General features: G+C 44.6%; 19 protein-coding genes. 6 read left to right on the top strand and 13 right to left on the bottom strand.

Going from position 1 to position 15,793, the window contains the following annotated elements:
- Positions 1–133: 133 nt before the first annotated feature.
- From ACLIIY_RS25745 to ACLIIY_RS25765, 5 genes are all read right to left on the bottom strand, one after another.
- A complete protein-coding gene (locus ACLIIY_RS25745; RefSeq protein WP_434528787.1) occupies positions 134–1,357 on the bottom strand; it encodes an MFS transporter in 1,224 nt (407 codons plus the stop codon).
- Positions 1,358–1,572: 215 nt separating this feature from the next.
- On the bottom strand, positions 1,573–2,067 hold the full coding sequence (locus ACLIIY_RS25750; RefSeq protein WP_434528788.1) for a YcxB family protein: 495 nt from the start codon (positions 2,065–2,067) through the stop codon (positions 1,573–1,575).
- Between the two features lie 224 nt (positions 2,068–2,291).
- Positions 2,292–2,552 (bottom strand): DUF5062 family protein, encoded by a 261-nt coding sequence (locus ACLIIY_RS25755; RefSeq protein ID WP_005376453.1) that lies wholly within the window; start codon positions 2,550–2,552, stop codon positions 2,292–2,294.
- An 82-nt stretch (positions 2,553–2,634) separates the two neighbouring features.
- Entirely contained in the window at positions 2,635–3,711 is a 1,077-nt protein-coding gene (locus ACLIIY_RS25760; protein WP_434528789.1) for a threonine aldolase family protein, read from the bottom strand.
- Positions 3,712–3,959: 248 nt separating this feature from the next.
- Positions 3,960–5,186 carry a DUF819 domain-containing protein gene (locus tag ACLIIY_RS25765; RefSeq protein ID WP_009704516.1) on the bottom strand — a complete coding sequence of 409 codons (1,227 nt, stop codon included), beginning with the start codon at positions 5,184–5,186 and terminating at the stop codon, positions 3,960–3,962.
- A gap of 465 nt (positions 5,187–5,651) precedes the next feature.
- On the opposite strand from ACLIIY_RS25765, the gene ACLIIY_RS25770 reads away from it, so the two are divergent.
- Together ACLIIY_RS25770 and ACLIIY_RS25775 are read left to right on the top strand one after the other, a co-directional pair.
- Complete coding sequence (locus ACLIIY_RS25770) at positions 5,652–5,828, top strand: DUF6435 family protein (RefSeq protein WP_009704518.1); 177 nt, start codon at positions 5,652–5,654, stop codon at positions 5,826–5,828.
- Between the two features lie 291 nt (positions 5,829–6,119).
- Positions 6,120–6,758 carry a hypothetical protein gene (locus ACLIIY_RS25775; protein ID WP_434528790.1) on the top strand — a complete coding sequence of 213 codons (639 nt, stop codon included), beginning with the start codon at positions 6,120–6,122 and terminating at the stop codon, positions 6,756–6,758.
- Between the two features lie 153 nt (positions 6,759–6,911).
- Here the strand turns inward: ACLIIY_RS25775 and ACLIIY_RS25780 are convergent, their stop codons facing one another.
- On the bottom strand, positions 6,912–7,325 hold the full coding sequence (locus ACLIIY_RS25780; protein WP_434528791.1) for a PaaI family thioesterase: 414 nt from the start codon (positions 7,323–7,325) through the stop codon (positions 6,912–6,914).
- Between the two features lie 297 nt (positions 7,326–7,622).
- Here ACLIIY_RS25780 and ACLIIY_RS25785 point away from each other — a divergent pair, with 297 nt between their 5' ends.
- Entirely contained in the window at positions 7,623–9,383 is a 1,761-nt protein-coding gene (locus ACLIIY_RS25785) for an ABC transporter ATP-binding protein/permease (protein WP_434528792.1), read from the top strand.
- A gap of 156 nt (positions 9,384–9,539) precedes the next feature.
- Complete coding sequence (gene rcnR, locus ACLIIY_RS25790) at positions 9,540–9,812, top strand: Ni(II)/Co(II)-binding transcriptional repressor RcnR (RefSeq protein ID WP_038878009.1); 273 nt, start codon at positions 9,540–9,542, stop codon at positions 9,810–9,812.
- Positions 9,813–9,821: 9 nt separating this feature from the next.
- Here the strand turns inward: rcnR and ACLIIY_RS25795 are convergent, their stop codons facing one another.
- The 6 genes from ACLIIY_RS25795 to ACLIIY_RS25820 all read right to left on the bottom strand — a co-directional run bounded on the left by ACLIIY_RS25795 (position 9,822) and on the right by ACLIIY_RS25820 (position 12,979).
- On the bottom strand, positions 9,822–10,001 hold the full coding sequence (locus tag ACLIIY_RS25795; RefSeq protein WP_434528793.1) for a DUF1289 domain-containing protein: 180 nt from the start codon (positions 9,999–10,001) through the stop codon (positions 9,822–9,824).
- Between the two features lie 48 nt (positions 10,002–10,049).
- Positions 10,050–10,439, bottom strand: coding sequence for a hypothetical protein (locus ACLIIY_RS25800; protein WP_434528794.1), 390 nt, complete (start codon positions 10,437–10,439; stop codon positions 10,050–10,052).
- A 210-nt stretch (positions 10,440–10,649) separates the two neighbouring features.
- Entirely contained in the window at positions 10,650–11,120 is a 471-nt protein-coding gene (locus ACLIIY_RS25805) for an AAA family ATPase (protein ID WP_199481393.1), read from the bottom strand.
- A 211-nt stretch (positions 11,121–11,331) separates the two neighbouring features.
- Complete coding sequence (locus ACLIIY_RS25810; RefSeq protein ID WP_009704523.1) at positions 11,332–11,790, bottom strand: hypothetical protein; 459 nt, start codon at positions 11,788–11,790, stop codon at positions 11,332–11,334.
- A 112-nt stretch (positions 11,791–11,902) separates the two neighbouring features.
- Positions 11,903–12,094, bottom strand: coding sequence for a hypothetical protein (locus tag ACLIIY_RS25815; protein ID WP_009704524.1), 192 nt, complete (start codon positions 12,092–12,094; stop codon positions 11,903–11,905).
- 198 nt (positions 12,095–12,292) lie between these two features.
- Positions 12,293–12,979, bottom strand: a complete 687-nt coding sequence (locus ACLIIY_RS25820) for a glutathione S-transferase (RefSeq protein WP_434528795.1) — start codon at positions 12,977–12,979, stop codon at positions 12,293–12,295.
- Positions 12,980–13,231: 252 nt separating this feature from the next.
- Here ACLIIY_RS25820 and ACLIIY_RS25825 point away from each other — a divergent pair, with 252 nt between their 5' ends.
- Positions 13,232–13,624, top strand: a complete 393-nt coding sequence (locus ACLIIY_RS25825; RefSeq protein WP_039839449.1) for a hypothetical protein — start codon at positions 13,232–13,234, stop codon at positions 13,622–13,624.
- A gap of 16 nt (positions 13,625–13,640) precedes the next feature.
- Here ACLIIY_RS25825 and ACLIIY_RS25830 read toward each other — a convergent pair whose 3' ends face one another.
- Complete coding sequence (locus ACLIIY_RS25830) at positions 13,641–14,645, bottom strand: metal-dependent hydrolase (RefSeq protein ID WP_434528796.1); 1,005 nt, start codon at positions 14,643–14,645, stop codon at positions 13,641–13,643.
- Positions 14,646–14,929: 284 nt separating this feature from the next.
- Between ACLIIY_RS25830 and ACLIIY_RS25835 the strand changes: the two genes are divergently transcribed.
- Entirely contained in the window at positions 14,930–15,721 is a 792-nt protein-coding gene (locus tag ACLIIY_RS25835) for a CLCA_X family protein (RefSeq protein ID WP_009704528.1), read from the top strand.
- The last annotated feature ends 72 nt before the right edge of the window (positions 15,722–15,793 follow it).

A 15,793-nucleotide genomic window follows, 5' to 3' on the forward strand; every position in this document is an offset into this window, starting at 1 on the left:
TTACTTTGTGTAATCTGTACTTCGATCAGGTCTAGATTACTTAGTGTGAGTCGCAATAGATTGAAGAATCCTGCTTTGTTTTTTGTACTTTATTGCTAGTGACTCTGAACTCTGCTGGATTTGGCTCAGAGACTCATGCTTTCACGGTTTTATTTATTGAGAATACCGCCAATGCAAACAGTGCGAACAACGCGTAAACCAGAGATACTTGGCTAAGGTCAGTGCTATCAATCACATGAGTAAACAAGGCTGAGATTAGCGCACCAGCACCGAATGTTGTCGCTGTGTATAAACCGCTTGCCACACCTGCGTTTTCTTTGAAATCTGCCAGTGCATTTGCCGGACAGCTGCACAGAAGCATGGTGCAACCTATAGCAATAATCACCATAGGACCAATGAGCGAATACCAAGCTTGAATGCCGCTCATAACAAACATGAGTACGCCGCCCGTCACAATCAATCCGAGTGAAAGTGCGATTAAAGATTTAATGCTTAAGCGTGCGTTAATGGCTGGCGATAAGAAGCTACCAAGCATGAAGACAATTGCGATTGCCATAAACATTTGACCAAACGCGACTTGTGATACTTCAAGTTTGCCCATGAGGTACATTGGCGCAACGGTCAGTAGGTAGATAAACAAGCTCTGAGCCACCAGCGCAAAGAATAGGAATGTCTTAAAGCGCGTATTCACAACTACGTCGGCATAACGACGAATAAAGCTAGTGTTCGTTACGTTCGATGCTTCTGCTACCAATGATTGCTGCTCTTTTTTGTCATTTGGCAGAGTCAGGAAAATCCAAACAATGCTTACGACACCAAGTACAGACATGATTGTGAACAGCGTGAACCAAGAGTTTGTCTCGACAATGTACGCACCAGCAAGCGGAGCACTAACCGGAACAAACGCAAGAATACCATTCAGGTAGCTGTAGGCTTTATTCAAGTGCTCGCCTTCAAATCGCATGCGGATCAGAGCGTAGATCGCGGTAAAGCACGCGCTGCCAGCAAAGCTTTGTAGCGCACGAAACGCCAAGAACTGCATTGCTTGGTCGCTATCAATGGTCGAAATCATAAAAGAACTGAAAGCAAACAAAGCGAGACCAATCAGCGCAATGTTCTTTTTGCCTATGGTGTCAGCCATACCGCCCCAGAACAATTGGCCAAGCCCCCAGAACAACATGTAGATGCTGATTGCCATTGAAGGCACACCTTGGTCAGAGAAGAATTCTCCGATTTGATATACCGCAGGTAAGAAGATGTCTAAGCCAAGTGGCAGAAGAGTGAAAAGAGGTAAACCCGCAAGAAGAGTCAGCCCGACACTGTTTGTCATTGGGCCTGTTTTTGTTGCTGTCGTCATAATAACTGTCCTATCTACACCCTGGACTTTTCAAGGTGCTTTTCCAATAAGTTACGCACTCTGCGTCTATGGAATAAATGATATAGATAAGATGAGTTAGAACTAGATGATGAATAGCTAAATTATTATTAGGCAAAAGCTAACAATCTCACTATTCAAAACCAAGATCAAAAAAGGCGAACCACTGGGCTCGCCTCTTTTAATCATAGGATTTGTTAGCTCGCTTTTGATGCCGCGTGCTGCTCTACCATAAACGCGATGACTTCTTCGTTTAAACAAGATTTGCTGATGTATTGGCGTTGTTTACCAAGATGAAGGATAAAGCCCAAATCGGTTTGTTCGAGTTGGTCGATTTCATTCCAAGCGAGACTGCGGTCAACTTTGCCGCTTTTGTAGCGCACACCCTCTGCATTCACATCAAAAACCACTTTGCTGCCACGGCTTGAGCTAATGGTTTGACGCCACAGCCACCAAGTTCTTTTGAAGTAAACACTGCACGCTTCAATCACACTCAATACGATAAAAAACCAACCGACATAACCGTTAGGTAGCAGTTCAAACTCCAATAAGACCACACCAAAGATAAGAAACAGCATCCCTTTTAGGTATGCTTGTGGGAACTTCGTTGGCTGGCTAGTTTGATCATAACACTCAGCAAAGAAAGGTTTGTCGAGTATGTATTCTGTAGTGAATTCGAAATCTTTAGACATGTATGGTTACTTCAAGGCTTCTGTAAATGAGTAATCTTGGTTGCACTCTCGCAACGCGTGCATTGTAGCGCTTCTCAGGATTTATCTTTAGTCCTTTTGATTCTGTTTTGTAAATCAATGATACCGCCACACTAAAAGACCTTGGTGCACTTGCCAAGGTCAAACAAGGCGAACCATTTGGCTCGCCTTGTTAATTAGTGACCTATGTGACTTATTGAGGTTTTCTACTTTAGAGGGTCGTTATCTGGCAATGCACTGTGTATCCAGACTGCCAGTCGGTGTTTGATGCTTGCGCCGTCTAGCTTGCTTTCAGGTAGTGGCGTTATCTGTTTTGCATCGACCAAGAATAGGTAAATCGCTTTTACTCTTAGAGGTTGTGGTGACTGAGGAAGGTCAAAACCTTGTAGCTTCGCCATCTTCCCACCAATCTCTAGTGCCTTCTTAACCAGTTTGTCTTCATTGTGAAGCTTGGAGCTTTTTGACATTGATAAATCCTCTTCTTCGCTTCAATTAAGAATACATGAAGTGTCACGTATGGCGTGTTAGTAAGCTCGCATATTGATAAGTTTATGCGTTATTACCGAGTAACTGATTGAAAAATGACCTTAATTCATCATCACCAAGATTGAGAAGGTAGTCGCCAACATACCATTCAACAATGGATTGATTTGGATGTGCCGTGACTTGCGGGTTACCAAACCAAATGCCCTTTTCCGTGGCAAACGTGTGTTGGAGTTCTTTCAGCTCTTCGCAGCTAAATGGCAGGATAAGGTGCAACATGTTTGCTTGTGGCTGGGTTGGTCTCACCGCCAAAGATGGGAACTCTTCAATGATCTTGTAGATCTGTTTTGTTCGCTCAAACAGAGCCGGCATTTGTGACAACCTTTCATCAAACTGCATGGCCGCAGACACCACATAAGGTGTTTTATGATACAGGTTGCCACCTTGTCGCTTCATCCACATTGAAGCCAGTTCAATGAACGCCTTTGAGCCAAGTAGCATGGATCCACCCATGCCGTTGATGCCTTTGTAAAGTGAAACATAGGTCGTATCAAAACCAGCGGCGATTTCGCAGTATTCTTTCTGATAGCAAGCTGCAGTTTCCCACAGTCTTGCGCCATCCATGTGAAGATGAATGTCATTTTCGGCGCAGTACGCTTTGATTTCTTCCAGTTCTTGCCATGAAGGTAGCTGACCGCCAATTTCACGCATCGGGAGTTCATAAAGAACGGCTGCGATTTCATCCGGCCACGCTGTAAGGTCTTCAAGCTTCCATGTTTGATACGGGTTCCCTACTGGCAAAATACCAAAGCGATGTTGAAGCTGATAGCCTTGTTTTTCATGCACCGGAATATGGCTAGATGCGTGCATAGCGACAATAGGATTGCGCTTTTGTCTTGTGACAATTTCAAGCACTGTTGGCTGCGTCATCGTCCCTGTTACAACAAAAAGCCCGGCCTCGTAACCCAGCAGATCGGCAACCTTTTGCTCGAACGCTTGAATCGTTTCTCCATCGCCGTAGACATCGTGATTGACGTTGTTTTCTTCGCACCACTTTGCCATTTTCGCAAAGTGTTCGGCTGGAGAATCTTCTTTATTACCAGGGAGATGGGTATGACAAAGCTGTTTTAGGTGGGCACTCATTGTTCTGTCCTTTGAATCAAAGTTTCAACAATGTAACTTGTTAAAACGGAGGCGTAAACTGCATTTTCGCGATGCATTTTCTGCTTATGCCTCAAAGGTTTATTTCTATAACCGACGCAAATAAATATCGCTAAATCGCCGATACCATTACTAATTAATCCAAGCAAACTAGATACAAAAAGTCCGGCATGGTTGCTCCTATGCCGGACTTTTCTTTGGGTATCGTTAGGTTGAATTGCGAGGTTAAATTATTGACCTGCAGCCAACTGCATTAGTAGACCACTGATGTATGCGCCGTATGTACCTAATGCATAGCCAAGAACGGCCATTAGAATACCAACTGGCGCTAGTGCTGGGTGGAATGCTGCCGCAACAACAGGCGCAGATGCAGCACCACCAACGTTCGCTTGGCTACCTACCGCCATAAAGAACAGTGGCGCACGAATCAGTTTCGCAACGGCAATCATTAATACAGCATGGATGGTTAACCAAACGATGCCGATAAAGAAGTAACCTGGGTTGTCGAAGATTGCCGTTACGTCCATCTGCATACCAATTGTTGCAACAAGGATGTAGATGAAGGTTGAACCTACTTTGGATGCCCCACCGTGCTCAAGACTGCGTGTTGATTTAAAGCAAGAAGCAACCAGCGCAAATGTTGTTACCAATACGATTAGCCAGAAGAACCCCGAAGTCAGGCTGTATTTCGCCAGTTCTGGAGCGTTAGTCGAAATCCACGGCGCAATCATATCGGCAAAGTAATGCGCAAGACCGGTTAGACCAAACGCAATTGAAGCAATTTTAACGAGATCGGTTGTTGTGGTTGGACGATCGTTTTCTTCTTGGTACTTAGAAACGGTTTCTTTTAGCTCTTCGATAGACGATGTATCCGCTTTAAGCCATGCGTCTACCTTCTTCTGACGGCCAACCATAATCAATAAGATTGCCATCCAAACGTTGGCACAAATAACGTCAACCGTAATCATTGCCGAGAACAGTTCGTCGTTCACCTCGAAGACTTCTTTCATTGCGGCTTGGTTTGCACCGCCACCGATCCAAGAACCAGCAACCGTGGTTAGGCCGCGCCATACATCACCAGAAACGAGATCCGGAGAAACTTGGTCGATAATCAGGATCGCCAGAGGACCACCGATGATAATCCCTGCCGTACCGGTCAAGAACATGATGACCGCTTTCGGGCCAAGACCAATGATTTTGCGCAGATCAGCAGAAATGATCAAAAGCACCAACGCTGCTGGCAGTAGGTAGCGGCTTGCTACGAAGTACAGTTTAGAGTTCGACGCATCAATGATACCGAAACTGTTTAGCAATGAAGGAACGAAGTAACAGAGTAAAAGACCCGGAATGATCGAATAGAATCTTTTTAGTGCGCTGTTTTGGCTGCTTTCCGTGATAAAGATAGCGCCGAGTATGACAGCGAGCATGCCCATGATTACCGCATCATTAGAAATCATTATAGTTCTTCCTTTAAGTTGAGCGTAAAAGTCTATTTTTTGAGGGGACGAACCATACCGACAACGCACCAATGTTACAAGGTGTAACAAAGGAAACATTTTGAAATACTCTTACAACATCACATCCTTCATCTTTGAAGCCTTTATTTTCATGACCTGACCGTTATTTACTATTGACTCAAAAAAGATCGCTCCTCATTTCGCCAATAATGCCCTGTAGTTCATATGTGAAATGGCGATATAAATAACAAACAATTAGCCACATGAATTCAGATAAGTTTTTGTATGGCAAAGTGAGTCAAAATTGTCCCAAGAGCCCTCTCATCAATGAGTCGAAAACCGTCATCTTTGGCGGCAGATTGAACAACAGAAAGACGTGACAAAACAATAATGCGGTGCTGATGGTTTGAACCAAAAGCAGACTAAACGCGTAATAAAGGGAGGTTCTAAGTAAAGGATTTATTTATGTTTTCTTTCTTCAAAAACAATTCCGTCAAGAAACTCAAAAAACGCCACTCAATGCTGCTTGAACAAGCGATGCAAGCGCAAAGACGCGGCGACATACGTACCTACTCTTTATTAACTGCGGAGGCAGAAGAGCTTTTCGAACAGATAAAAACGGCCCACAAACCCCAAAGTTGAGGTACTAACTGAGTTTGATGCTCGATTTAGGTCAAAGCGCTAAGCAATGAAACGATGAAGGTGAACGGTTTGGTTCACCTTTATGTTTATTAAATGGCGAAACGACATTGTCTTTGTGTTAGCGGACGACTTCATCAACATAACCAGTGCTTACTTCCGAGCAATATCATGTTCTCGTGATGAAAGAAGAAGAAATTTCATTGGATTCTATATGTTCATATATGCTTATGCCTGTGAACTATAATCAATAAGATTCCATACATTCTATAAATAACAACAAAGGACTGTGTTATGCCACAAACGTTAGATCAGGCTGTTCAGGTTTTAGACCGAGATTTAGAGGAGTTTTTACTTCGCTTCCCACTATCCATTACCAGCGCGGGCCAATCGAAAGGTGCTATGAGGTTTTACTTGTATAGCCATGGCGATACCGCTTTTGGGATAAATCAGGGGGTAAAGATGAAGGAGATGCGTTTCCGCCTTGGTCCAAAATCGTTAGTTAAAAACGCGAAAGCACTTCAATGTATTCATATCCCCGTTTCTCCTTTTGAACAACTTAAACCCGACTCCATTTCTAAAGTCACCCATTATGATGCTGCTGACTACTTGGTAACCACTCAATTGACCGGTTGTACCTTTGCAATCCGTAAAGGAAAAGGAGGCGGGCTTGAGTTTTTGCATGTTCAGCCAAAGGGGGACTTTAACGGCATGGAAGTACAACGTGCTGTCCAGAAGGAGTTCCAAGTCTCTTTTGGTAGAGGATCTGGCACGGACAATACAACTTATGGTGAAAATACTCGGGTTACGGTAATGGGCGCGCGAACCAATGGCCTATGGGTCGTCTATGCTCAATATCAAGACTCGAGTGGCAGTGTGACAAAAGTAGACTGTATTTATAAAGAACCAAGCACCGTGGCGTATGTGGATTAACTGCATCGCTGTTTAGGTTCTTTACTCACTACGCCAATAGCAAAGAATGTGAGTTGACCAAATAGGTTGACTCACTTCCCTTTCCCTTCCGTAACAACCTTTCCTTTTAAACTCTTCTCGTGGCTCACTGCTGTACTCAAAAAGTAAGCAATATTAGACCTCAACAGCCTGCTGCATAAACTTGGCTTCAGCCTTTGAGTAGCACTGCTCACCAACATAGATTTCGCTTTCTAGCAAATACATGCCTCGCTTACTCTTGATGCAATGCGCTTCCACTCGGATTGAACTATTGAGAGGGATAGGTTTGATAAAGCGCACCTCCAGCTTAGCCGTCATTGCGCAGATATCTTGGGCGAAAAGACAGTGTGTCATAGCAGTATCGTGAAGCGCACTGATGGCACCGCCTTGTATTACGCCTTGATAGCCTTGAACCTTTTCTGTCGGCACGATTTGTCCTTGCACGCCACCACTCGGCATTGCCGTAAATTGAATCGTATCGTGCGCGTTGAAAAACGGCTGGCAACAGACTGCGCAATGTTGGTGGTTTCTAGGAGCGTGAATAGACATAAAGACCTCTGAGTTTGAGATTGTCTGTGGAACAAAACAGAATGAGTAAAGAGAACAAAGAAAAGAAGCGTTAGACTTGGTGAGCGACTGACATGGTGAATTCCTTTATCTATTTTGAGGCATTCACTTTATGCCCTGTAATTAGCATATGCCAATAACAAAAGTGAGAAATTAGGTTCCATCGAGCTGAATGCCTTGGCAGAGGGATCACTCTGTTATCGAAACAGACTCACCACTGGTTTCACGTACCAAAGTCGCTTACTATGCCAAGTACCTATAACGCTTTGTGAGCCACTCATGAGCAGTAAAAATAATAAAAATCTCGGCATTCTTCTTAAACTCAACACCTTCGTTTCACCTTATAAATGGCGCGTTGCTGCTGCCTTAGTTGCCCTTATCGCAACGGCTAGCCTAACGCTATCTGTCGGCTACGGCGTGCGCATTCTTATAGACCAAGGCTTTGCTCAGCAATCGCTGCAAGAACTCACCAATGCGATTCAATTTATCGTCGGTGTGACGCTGTGTATCGCGGTGGGGACGTTCTTCCGTTTCTATCTGGTTTCTTCTGTTGGCGAACGCGTCAGCGCAGACATTCGTCTTGCGGTGTTTAACCATGTGATTACGCTGCATCCTAGTTATTTTGAGACCAATAGTAGCGGCGATATTATGTCTCGCCTCACGACAGATACGACGCTGCTGCAAAGCATTATTGGGTCGTCGTTTTCTATGGCGATGCGCAGCGCGCTTATGTGTATTGGTGCGATCATCATGTTGTTCGCAACCAACTTTAAGCTCACTTTGATTGTGCTGGCTTCTGTGCCGTTCGTACTGGTTCCTATTTTGGTTTATGGAAGACGAGTACGTGCCCTATCACGCCAAAGCCAAGACACCATGGCCGATGTCGGCAGCTATGCAGGCGAAGCGATTGAGCACATCAAAACGGTTCAAAGCTTTAGCTCAGAGCAACATGAACGCGCGGCGTTTGCTGTCGAGGTAGAAAAAGCCTACGAAGTTGGGAGACAGCGAGTAAAACAGCGCGCAATTCTGATTTCTGGCGTTATCGTTATCGTGTTCAGCGCCATTGCTGGCATGCTTTGGGTTGGTGGCAGTGATGTGATTCACGGCAAAATGTCCGCTGGCGATCTAGCGGCATTTGTGTTCTACGCCATCATGGTTGCGTCTTCTATGGCAACGATTTCCGAAGTCATGGGGGAACTACAAAGAGCCGCCGGTGCAACAGAAAGGCTGATTGAGATCCTTCAAGTAGAAAGTGACATCAGCGCACCAAACAATCACCTTCCTATTACCGATGATATGCCAGCGGAAGTGATGTTTGATTCAGTGAACTTCAACTACCCTTCTCGCCCCGACCAACCCGCTATCAAAGGTTTAAACCTGACCGCCGAGAAAGGTAAGGTGTTGGCTTTAGTTGGCCCTTCTGGTGCTGGTAAAACGACCTTATTCGAATTGCTACAACGCTTCTACGACCCACAACAAGGCAAAGTATTATTTGGTGGAGAAGACATTCGACAGTTCGATCCAAATGATCTTCGCCGTCAAATGGCATTGGTTCCACAGCAACCCGCTTTGTTTAGTCACGACGTGTTCCACAACATTCGCTACGGCAATCCAGACGCTACTGACGAACAAGTCATTGAGGCGGCGAAGAAAGCCCACGCGCATGAGTTTATTGAGAAGCTACCAGACGGTTACCATAGCTTTTTGGGTGAGCGTGGCGTGAGATTATCTGGCGGTCAAAAACAACGTATCGCGATTGCTCGTGCGATTCTGAAAGATCCAAAAATCCTTTTGCTTGATGAGGCCACCAGCGCGCTGGACAGTGAAAGTGAACATCATGTTCAACAAGCACTTGAAGCATTGATGAAAGACCGTACCACACTGATCATTGCTCACCGTCTTTCAACCATCCAGCACGCCGATAAAATTGCGGTGTTAGACGGCGGCGAGTTGATTGACCTTGGCAACCATCAGTCGTTAATGCAAAGTTGTGAACTCTATCAGCGCCTTGTTGCGTTGCAATTTAAGCACCTAGAGTAACCTTCCATATAGCCCGCTGAAACTAGCGGGCTTTGTTTTAAAACAATTCATCGCAAATATACCCCCGTTAGTATAAACACTACCCCCCAGTATAAATTCGGTGCTACATTACCGACTAACTCCTCTCTCCTGCCAATTACATTGAGTACAGATGCTATGTCACATACAGCCAAAGATAAGAAAAAGCTAACGGCCCGAGTCAGCAAGATACAAGGTCAGGTCAACGGTCTTAAAAAGATGTTAGATGAAGAGCAAGAATGCCAGGACGTGTTGCAGCAGATCGCCGCGATTCGAGGTGCGGTAAACGGTTTGATGAAAGAGGTAATCAAAGGCCATCTACATGAGCACCTTGTTCTAGAGGAAGATAAAGAACAACGAGAAGCGGATATGGACGTGGTGATTAAAGTTATCGACTCATACATTAAATAAAGCCCAGTTTTACTGAGCTTTCATTTGAGACATTCTCTTTTGCAGATCTTTTTTGAGAGCATTGATGGCGTAAGGCTTCATCGACTTCCAAGCCTTACATTCTTCTCGCGTTCTTCCGCACCCAGCGCACCACCCTCTGCTATGGGAAAAATCACATACATCAATACAAGGGCTTTTCTGCTTTTTCATTTATAACCTATCCAGCACTTTGTCGATGCTTGCTTCTAGCGCACGCAGTCAGTTGAATTCTTCAAACAAACGTTGTTCTAGGTTTTTAAAGTTGAGCGGCAGGGTTCGCTGGCAAATGCCATAGCTGTTATCCAATGTCTTATACCCTTTCCAACCAGCAATACGGCTCCCTTCTAGCTCTTTGAATTGACGTACAAATTCAGCTTGAGATGGACAGTCTTCTTCCGCATGCATACAAATCGGAAAGGCTTTTTGCTTCACTTGTGGCCCTTCGATATACGTTTCGAAATGCACACCACCTTGGTTTTCGTTGAACCAGTTTTGCTTATACAGCTGCAGGTACTCTCCTCGGTTGTAAATTTCCCAACCATCTTCAAACCAATTCGCGTTTTGCAGCATTTTTTCTAGGTTACGAAAAACACCCTTTACGTCTTTCATACAGTGACACTTCCCAGTGAGTTATGTTTTTTAAAAACTATACTCCCCTCCAGTATATAATACTACCCCGTAGTATATGTGGTTATTTGGGCGGGATACGAGATACGAGATACGAGATACGAGATACGAGATACGAGATACGAGAAAGGCTGACCGAGTAAACGGATATGTCGATGGAAAACATGGAGTGACGATTTGGGATGAGTTTGTTTATTTAACCCAAAGTACATTTTCATTTGATGTTGGAACCTCAAACCAAGACCAAAACAAATCCAACATTTCTGGCGACATGTGATATGAATTCCCACCCAGTTCCGCGTTACGTGCCAATGCTCTTTGCTTACAGATTTCGAAAGGTACATCGAGATAATGCACTTCACTGTCCACTTCAAGGCTCGACGCCCAATCGACAAAGGCTTCTCTATCTGTTTTGCGCCAAAAACCGAAATCAAATATTACTGGGACATCAAGGGAGAACAGCTGTTGTGCTGAGTCTTTAAATAGCGCCTGGAGTGTCGCTAAACGACTATCGAAAACGTCACGTTCCATGTGCTCTCCATACAAAGGGATCATCCATTCATCGATGGAGAAACGAAACGCTGAATGCTTTTCTGCCAGCGCTTTTGAATACGTCGTCTTACCCGAACCGATAAAACCACAAACAAAATAGATTTTGGCCATACTCCTCTCGTTCTAGCTCCTATGGTTTGTTTTTTATGGTGACGGCTTTCCTTATCGAGCACAACGTTAATGCATTGCATTAGTTCACAACTTGGGGGTTCTATTGCCGTCACTTTGAGCTAAAAACACGTAACAATCATCTCGGATCAAAACGAAAAAGGCGAACCAATTGGCTCGCCTTTCATGCTGTATCTTATATCCCCCGTAGGACTTAGCCTTCTGGGTTTTCCTTCGCGTTGATTTCCGCGTACGTGTGTAGAAGCTCTGTTAGCGTCTTCACCCATGCGAATACGTCTGTCGGTGTGTTTTGAAGTAGTTTTTCTACTTGCTCACAGTGTGTTTCAAGCGTGATGGCTTCTTCTAGACGGAATGAAATTGCGTAGAAGTGCCAAAGCACAAGACGCGTCATACGTTCGCTGTTTTGCTTCGCGTTGTCCGAATCATCAAACGCTTGCTGAATTTCACTTAGTGCGATTGCGGTCATACGTAACATCGCATCTAGGCGCGCTGACAACATGCGGTCTTCACTGTCTACTTCTTCTTGGTCGAAGGTAAACAGTTCGTTCATCACATCTTCTGGCACCATTTTACTGATCATGCGAGCACTAAACTCTTCCAGTTCATGGCGTGGCATAGTCACAAGACAATCGAATGTGTAATCACGAAGCATAAAATCACTCTACATCAGTTATTAACTTTTAGTTTGCGCATTCTAAGGGCTGTGATTTCAATTACCACTTTTTATTTGTTTGGACGTGCAGATAAAGTCTAGTAGCAGCGCGTTACTCTGAGGATTTGCTTTTCTGAAAGTACTGAACCACTTTCCAGATCAGGAAGCCTGCAACACCGACAAGCAACACAGAACGAAGAAGAATGGGCGCATCGTGTTCAAGTTGGCTTGCGTGAGGGACAATACTTGCAAACAACCGACTGGTAAAAAGCAGCCCCATCACCAACATAACAATCTTGTTCATACGCGCTACCTTTTAAGTTCAAGCACTGCGCACTAAACGCAGCTTTCGAGTTGTTTGCGAAATAAGAGCCTTGGCCCTGAGTGAACTTAAAAGGATGCGCGTCGTAGATGTGATCGTCAATGGATGAGGCAGTAAGCTAATATTGCAAATGTGAAGATGCGCTCGATGATACCGCCCAAATAACCTTAGAAACAGCGCTTAATTACCAAAGTATTGCTCCTCCCGAGTGTCCAACCACAAGTCATAGTTTTTCATCACTTTGGAGAACTGAGGACTTTGAATATAACCATTCAGCCACGCTTTTAAGTTTGGGTAAGGGCTTTGTCTAAACCACTGTTTATCGATGCGGGCGTACTTACGTATGAAAGGCAGAATTGCGATATCGACCAAGCTTTCTCGTTCCGAAAACAAAAAGGAATGCTGTGTTAAAAGAGACTCAAGCTTGAAGAGCTCCCTTTCACACTCTTTACGCAGTTCATCTGCATTATCTTCATGGTAACGCTTCGCACAACCAAAGGCGTTCATCGCGAGTACAAAGTGCGATTCAAACTCTCCAATCACTTCGAGCATTTTAGGCAATGCTTCTGGATGATCGCTATCCAAAAGATCATTCGGGTCACATTCAGAAAGCGCCCAAATCATAATGTCTAAGCTTTCTTCAAGCACCTGTTTTTGTTCTTTATTACCCATGTGAGGACGTTTGGGAATCACTAATACTGGCACACTGCCCTTCGGCGATACCTCTAGCATTTCTGATGGCTTGTTATCGAGCTTGATAGAACGAATAAGCACGCATTGCTGGGCTTTGAGCAACGCAAATCTTGCACGAATCGCGTAGGGGCAATTGTGCAAAGAATAAAGAATGGGTGCCGTACCGTTCGTCATATTTGGTTCCATCAATCCGTGGCCTTTGCTTCTATCTATTACTGTCTCTTCTTACTATTTTACTTTCTAACTCTTTCAATTTCAGAGTAGCAAGTTCTGCTTTTTCTATTCCATATAGAAATCATAAATCTTCATTTGAAATTACATAACTTTCAAAAAGAGGAAATCAATCTGGAAAAAGTTCACCGCATTTTGTGGTGCAAGCTGTGGTTAAAATTACCGTGAAATCCAGTAATACAAAGCAACACCATTATGAACAACGACGCGAAACAACTCTTTCATTACCTCTGTAAGCAATACGATGAGTTATCTAAGGACTTTGAATCTCGCCCTTTCCCTGAGTTTTCAGAAACCATTACTCACCCGTTGGGTTACTGCTTTGTCCGTTGTCCTGTGGGGAGTCAGCGCTTTTCCATTGTGTCGATCAACTTTGATCCTTCGGTACGTGGCCAAGGGGTTTTAACCGCGTTTATCAACTACGTAAGAAACAACCCGTATCACTATCAAGGTGTTGAAGTTGCCATCATTGAAAACAAGAACCTAGCAAAAAGACTGCTGTCTCTTGGCTGGGAATACAAATCCTTGTTTAGCAAACTTTTCTTCTCTAAAAAGCCAACATTGATTAAAGACTTTCAGTGCGCTTAATTACGTTGAGTCTCCCTCAGTCATTGCCTTTCAGCATATCGATAAATGCTTGTCTTGATTCTTGCGAAGTGTCTCGATGTGTTGTGTAGGCCACATGGTCGTTTTCATCAGCAGATGGAGAAAGCTCAATTCCCCACAAGGCTTTTATCTGGTTTGGAACCATTGAGTAACGCACGTCTATAATGCGCCTTTCATCGTCCGGATCACGCGCGACAAAGCCATCAGAAAACCAACGAAATCGCTCAATATCTAAGGCCTGCTGCGATGTTGAGCTTAACCAAGGGAAGTCTTTCCCGATGTCCAGTTTGGCAACCGATTCTCCAGTATAGATTTTGGCCGCAGCCCCTACTCTTATGGCGTCTACATAGTATCGACTTTCAGTCTCGTAGATGACTTTCCAAACCAAGCTATTCGCGAACGTAGGTTTGGCCTCTAAGCGCACTGGAGCATGTTGCCTTGCTTGTGCAAGCTCCCATCCTGCTTCTTCTGCCCTGTCTCTTTGAATCATGCCGAACGTAAGATAAGCAAACGCCCAAACTATCGCGATTCGCGCATACCAAGGGTTACGTTTCAGCAAAACAAATACGACGCCCATTAAAACAGGAAGCGTGAAGGCAGGATCAATAACAGAAACGGTATTCAACGCATACCGCTCGTTGGTAAACGGCCACAAAAGCTGAGTTCCGTAACTGGTGCACGCATCCAATAAACCGTGTGTGACGTAGCCGAGCGCACAATACCACCAGCTTTGTGTAAACGATAAACCAAGCCTTTTAGCAAAAAGTGGATAGAGAACCAAAGCACAGAGCAAGCTGCCAATAGGAATAAATAGCAACGAGTGGGTGAACTGTCGGTGATATTCCAAAAACAGCAGCGGATCATTGGAAGAGCGAATCAATATGTCCAAATCTGGTGCCATACCAGCAAGCATTCCAAGGACACCTGCCGCCACCAAGTGTTGTTTTTTGCTTACTGATAGAGACAATGACGCCCCAACCAACCCTTGCGTTAACGGGTCCACGGCGAAATCTCCCAATCATGCTTAAAAACCAGAAATGTTTGCCACATAAAATATCCGTATTTCGATGACTCGAATCCATTTGGCGGAATCACATCAAAGCTATTGAAAATCAAAGCGAACAAATCGCGTGTTAGTTTTAGTGTAGATGGATTGGACAAGTTCGCGAGCCTGCGTAAAACGAGATAGGACGAAATCTCCGACTCAGCCTTCTATTGCGGTATAATCTGACGTCTTATGTTTTGAGTATAAGTTTCCACTCCTTCAGCACCACTTCGAGGCATGTCTTGCAGTTAACCAGTTTTAAATACAAAACGCGTAAAGGCCCTGATTATCGCCATGGCGACCAGGTGTCGTTTGTCGACATCAAAGAGACATTTGGCATCGGCGGAATTCGGATTGGTAAGTGGGTGAACAAAGAAGAAAAAGACCTCGCGGCAAACTTAATATTCGATTCTCTCGCAGACTTAGCGTACATCCTTGCGCTACCGCCTTCGGCGATTGGGCTTCGTGGTAATTTGAGCCTTGCTTTTGGTACTGGTGGCCGCAAAGGGGTTCAAGCACATTACGCACCGAATCAACGTGAATTAGCCTTAGCAAAGAATGCCGGTGCAGGTGCGCTTGCTCATGAGTTTTGGCATGCGTTCGATCATTACATTGCCGAGAAAGCTTTCGACATTGGCGATCGTTCGGGGCCTCAACGCCAAATCTTATTTGCGAGTGATTGCTGGCTAAAAAATGCCGATCATTTTCCGCATCCACTCAACGAGCGATTACTGAAGATTTTTGACGCCACATTGCTCACGCCAGATGGCCAAGATCGACATGACTATGTATCCCGAAGTGTAAAAGCAGACCAAGCGATGGGGTCGAGCTACTTTTCACAACCCACCGAGATGATGGCGCGAGCATTTGAAGCCGTTGTGGAGTCTTGTTCTGGCATTGAAAACGCATACCTAGTTTCTGGCACAACAAAGGCGGACACCCTTCCTCTCTACCCAGATATCGCACACAGAAACGCAATATATGAAGCGCTTCAAGCGTACTTTCGTCCACTTGGTGACGCGTTGAGTCGTTAAGTAAGGAATAGCGACTATTCAAAAAAATCTCGCGATTTCAAAGCACAAACCTTTCCCATCAATCTAAAAAAG

It is taken from the genome of Vibrio sp. K4 (assembly GCF_051122595.1).
GTDB classification, from domain to species: Bacteria; Pseudomonadota; Gammaproteobacteria; order Enterobacterales; family Vibrionaceae; genus Vibrio; species Vibrio owensii.

Excerpts from the sequence above, each read along its gene's own strand:
- ACLIIY_RS25820 (WP_434528795.1), bottom strand. The coding sequence starts at position 12,979 with ATGACGAACGGTACGGCACCCATTCTTTATTCTTTGCACAATTGCCCC.
- ACLIIY_RS25825 (WP_039839449.1), top strand. The coding sequence starts at position 13,232 with ATGAACAACGACGCGAAACAACTCTTTCATTACCTCTGTAAGCAATAC.
- rcnR (WP_038878009.1), top strand. The coding sequence starts at position 9,540 with ATGTCACATACAGCCAAAGATAAGAAAAAGCTAACGGCCCGAGTCAGC.
- ACLIIY_RS25785 (WP_434528792.1), top strand. The coding sequence starts at position 7,623 with ATGAGCAGTAAAAATAATAAAAATCTCGGCATTCTTCTTAAACTCAAC.
- ACLIIY_RS25755 (WP_005376453.1), bottom strand. The coding sequence starts at position 2,552 with ATGTCAAAAAGCTCCAAGCTTCACAATGAAGACAAACTGGTTAAGAAG.
- ACLIIY_RS25775 (WP_434528790.1), top strand. The coding sequence starts at position 6,120 with ATGCCACAAACGTTAGATCAGGCTGTTCAGGTTTTAGACCGAGATTTA.
- ACLIIY_RS25750 (WP_434528788.1), bottom strand. The coding sequence starts at position 2,067 with ATGTCTAAAGATTTCGAATTCACTACAGAATACATACTCGACAAACCT.
- ACLIIY_RS25800 (WP_434528794.1), bottom strand. The coding sequence starts at position 10,439 with ATGAAAGACGTAAAGGGTGTTTTTCGTAACCTAGAAAAAATGCTGCAA.
- ACLIIY_RS25795 (WP_434528793.1), bottom strand. The coding sequence starts at position 10,001 with ATGAAAAAGCAGAAAAGCCCTTGTATTGATGTATGTGATTTTTCCCAT.
- ACLIIY_RS25805 (WP_199481393.1), bottom strand. The coding sequence starts at position 11,120 with ATGGCCAAAATCTATTTTGTTTGTGGTTTTATCGGTTCGGGTAAGACG.
- ACLIIY_RS25780 (WP_434528791.1), bottom strand. The coding sequence starts at position 7,325 with ATGTCTATTCACGCTCCTAGAAACCACCAACATTGCGCAGTCTGTTGC.
- ACLIIY_RS25760 (WP_434528789.1), bottom strand. The coding sequence starts at position 3,711 with ATGAGTGCCCACCTAAAACAGCTTTGTCATACCCATCTCCCTGGTAAT.
- ACLIIY_RS25770 (WP_009704518.1), top strand. The coding sequence starts at position 5,652 with ATGTTTTCTTTCTTCAAAAACAATTCCGTCAAGAAACTCAAAAAACGC.
- ACLIIY_RS25815 (WP_009704524.1), bottom strand. The coding sequence starts at position 12,094 with ATGAACAAGATTGTTATGTTGGTGATGGGGCTGCTTTTTACCAGTCGG.
- ACLIIY_RS25765 (WP_009704516.1), bottom strand. The coding sequence starts at position 5,186 with ATGATTTCTAATGATGCGGTAATCATGGGCATGCTCGCTGTCATACTC.
- ACLIIY_RS25745 (WP_434528787.1), bottom strand. The coding sequence starts at position 1,357 with ATGACGACAGCAACAAAAACAGGCCCAATGACAAACAGTGTCGGGCTG.
- ACLIIY_RS25810 (WP_009704523.1), bottom strand. The coding sequence starts at position 11,790 with ATGCTTCGTGATTACACATTCGATTGTCTTGTGACTATGCCACGCCAT.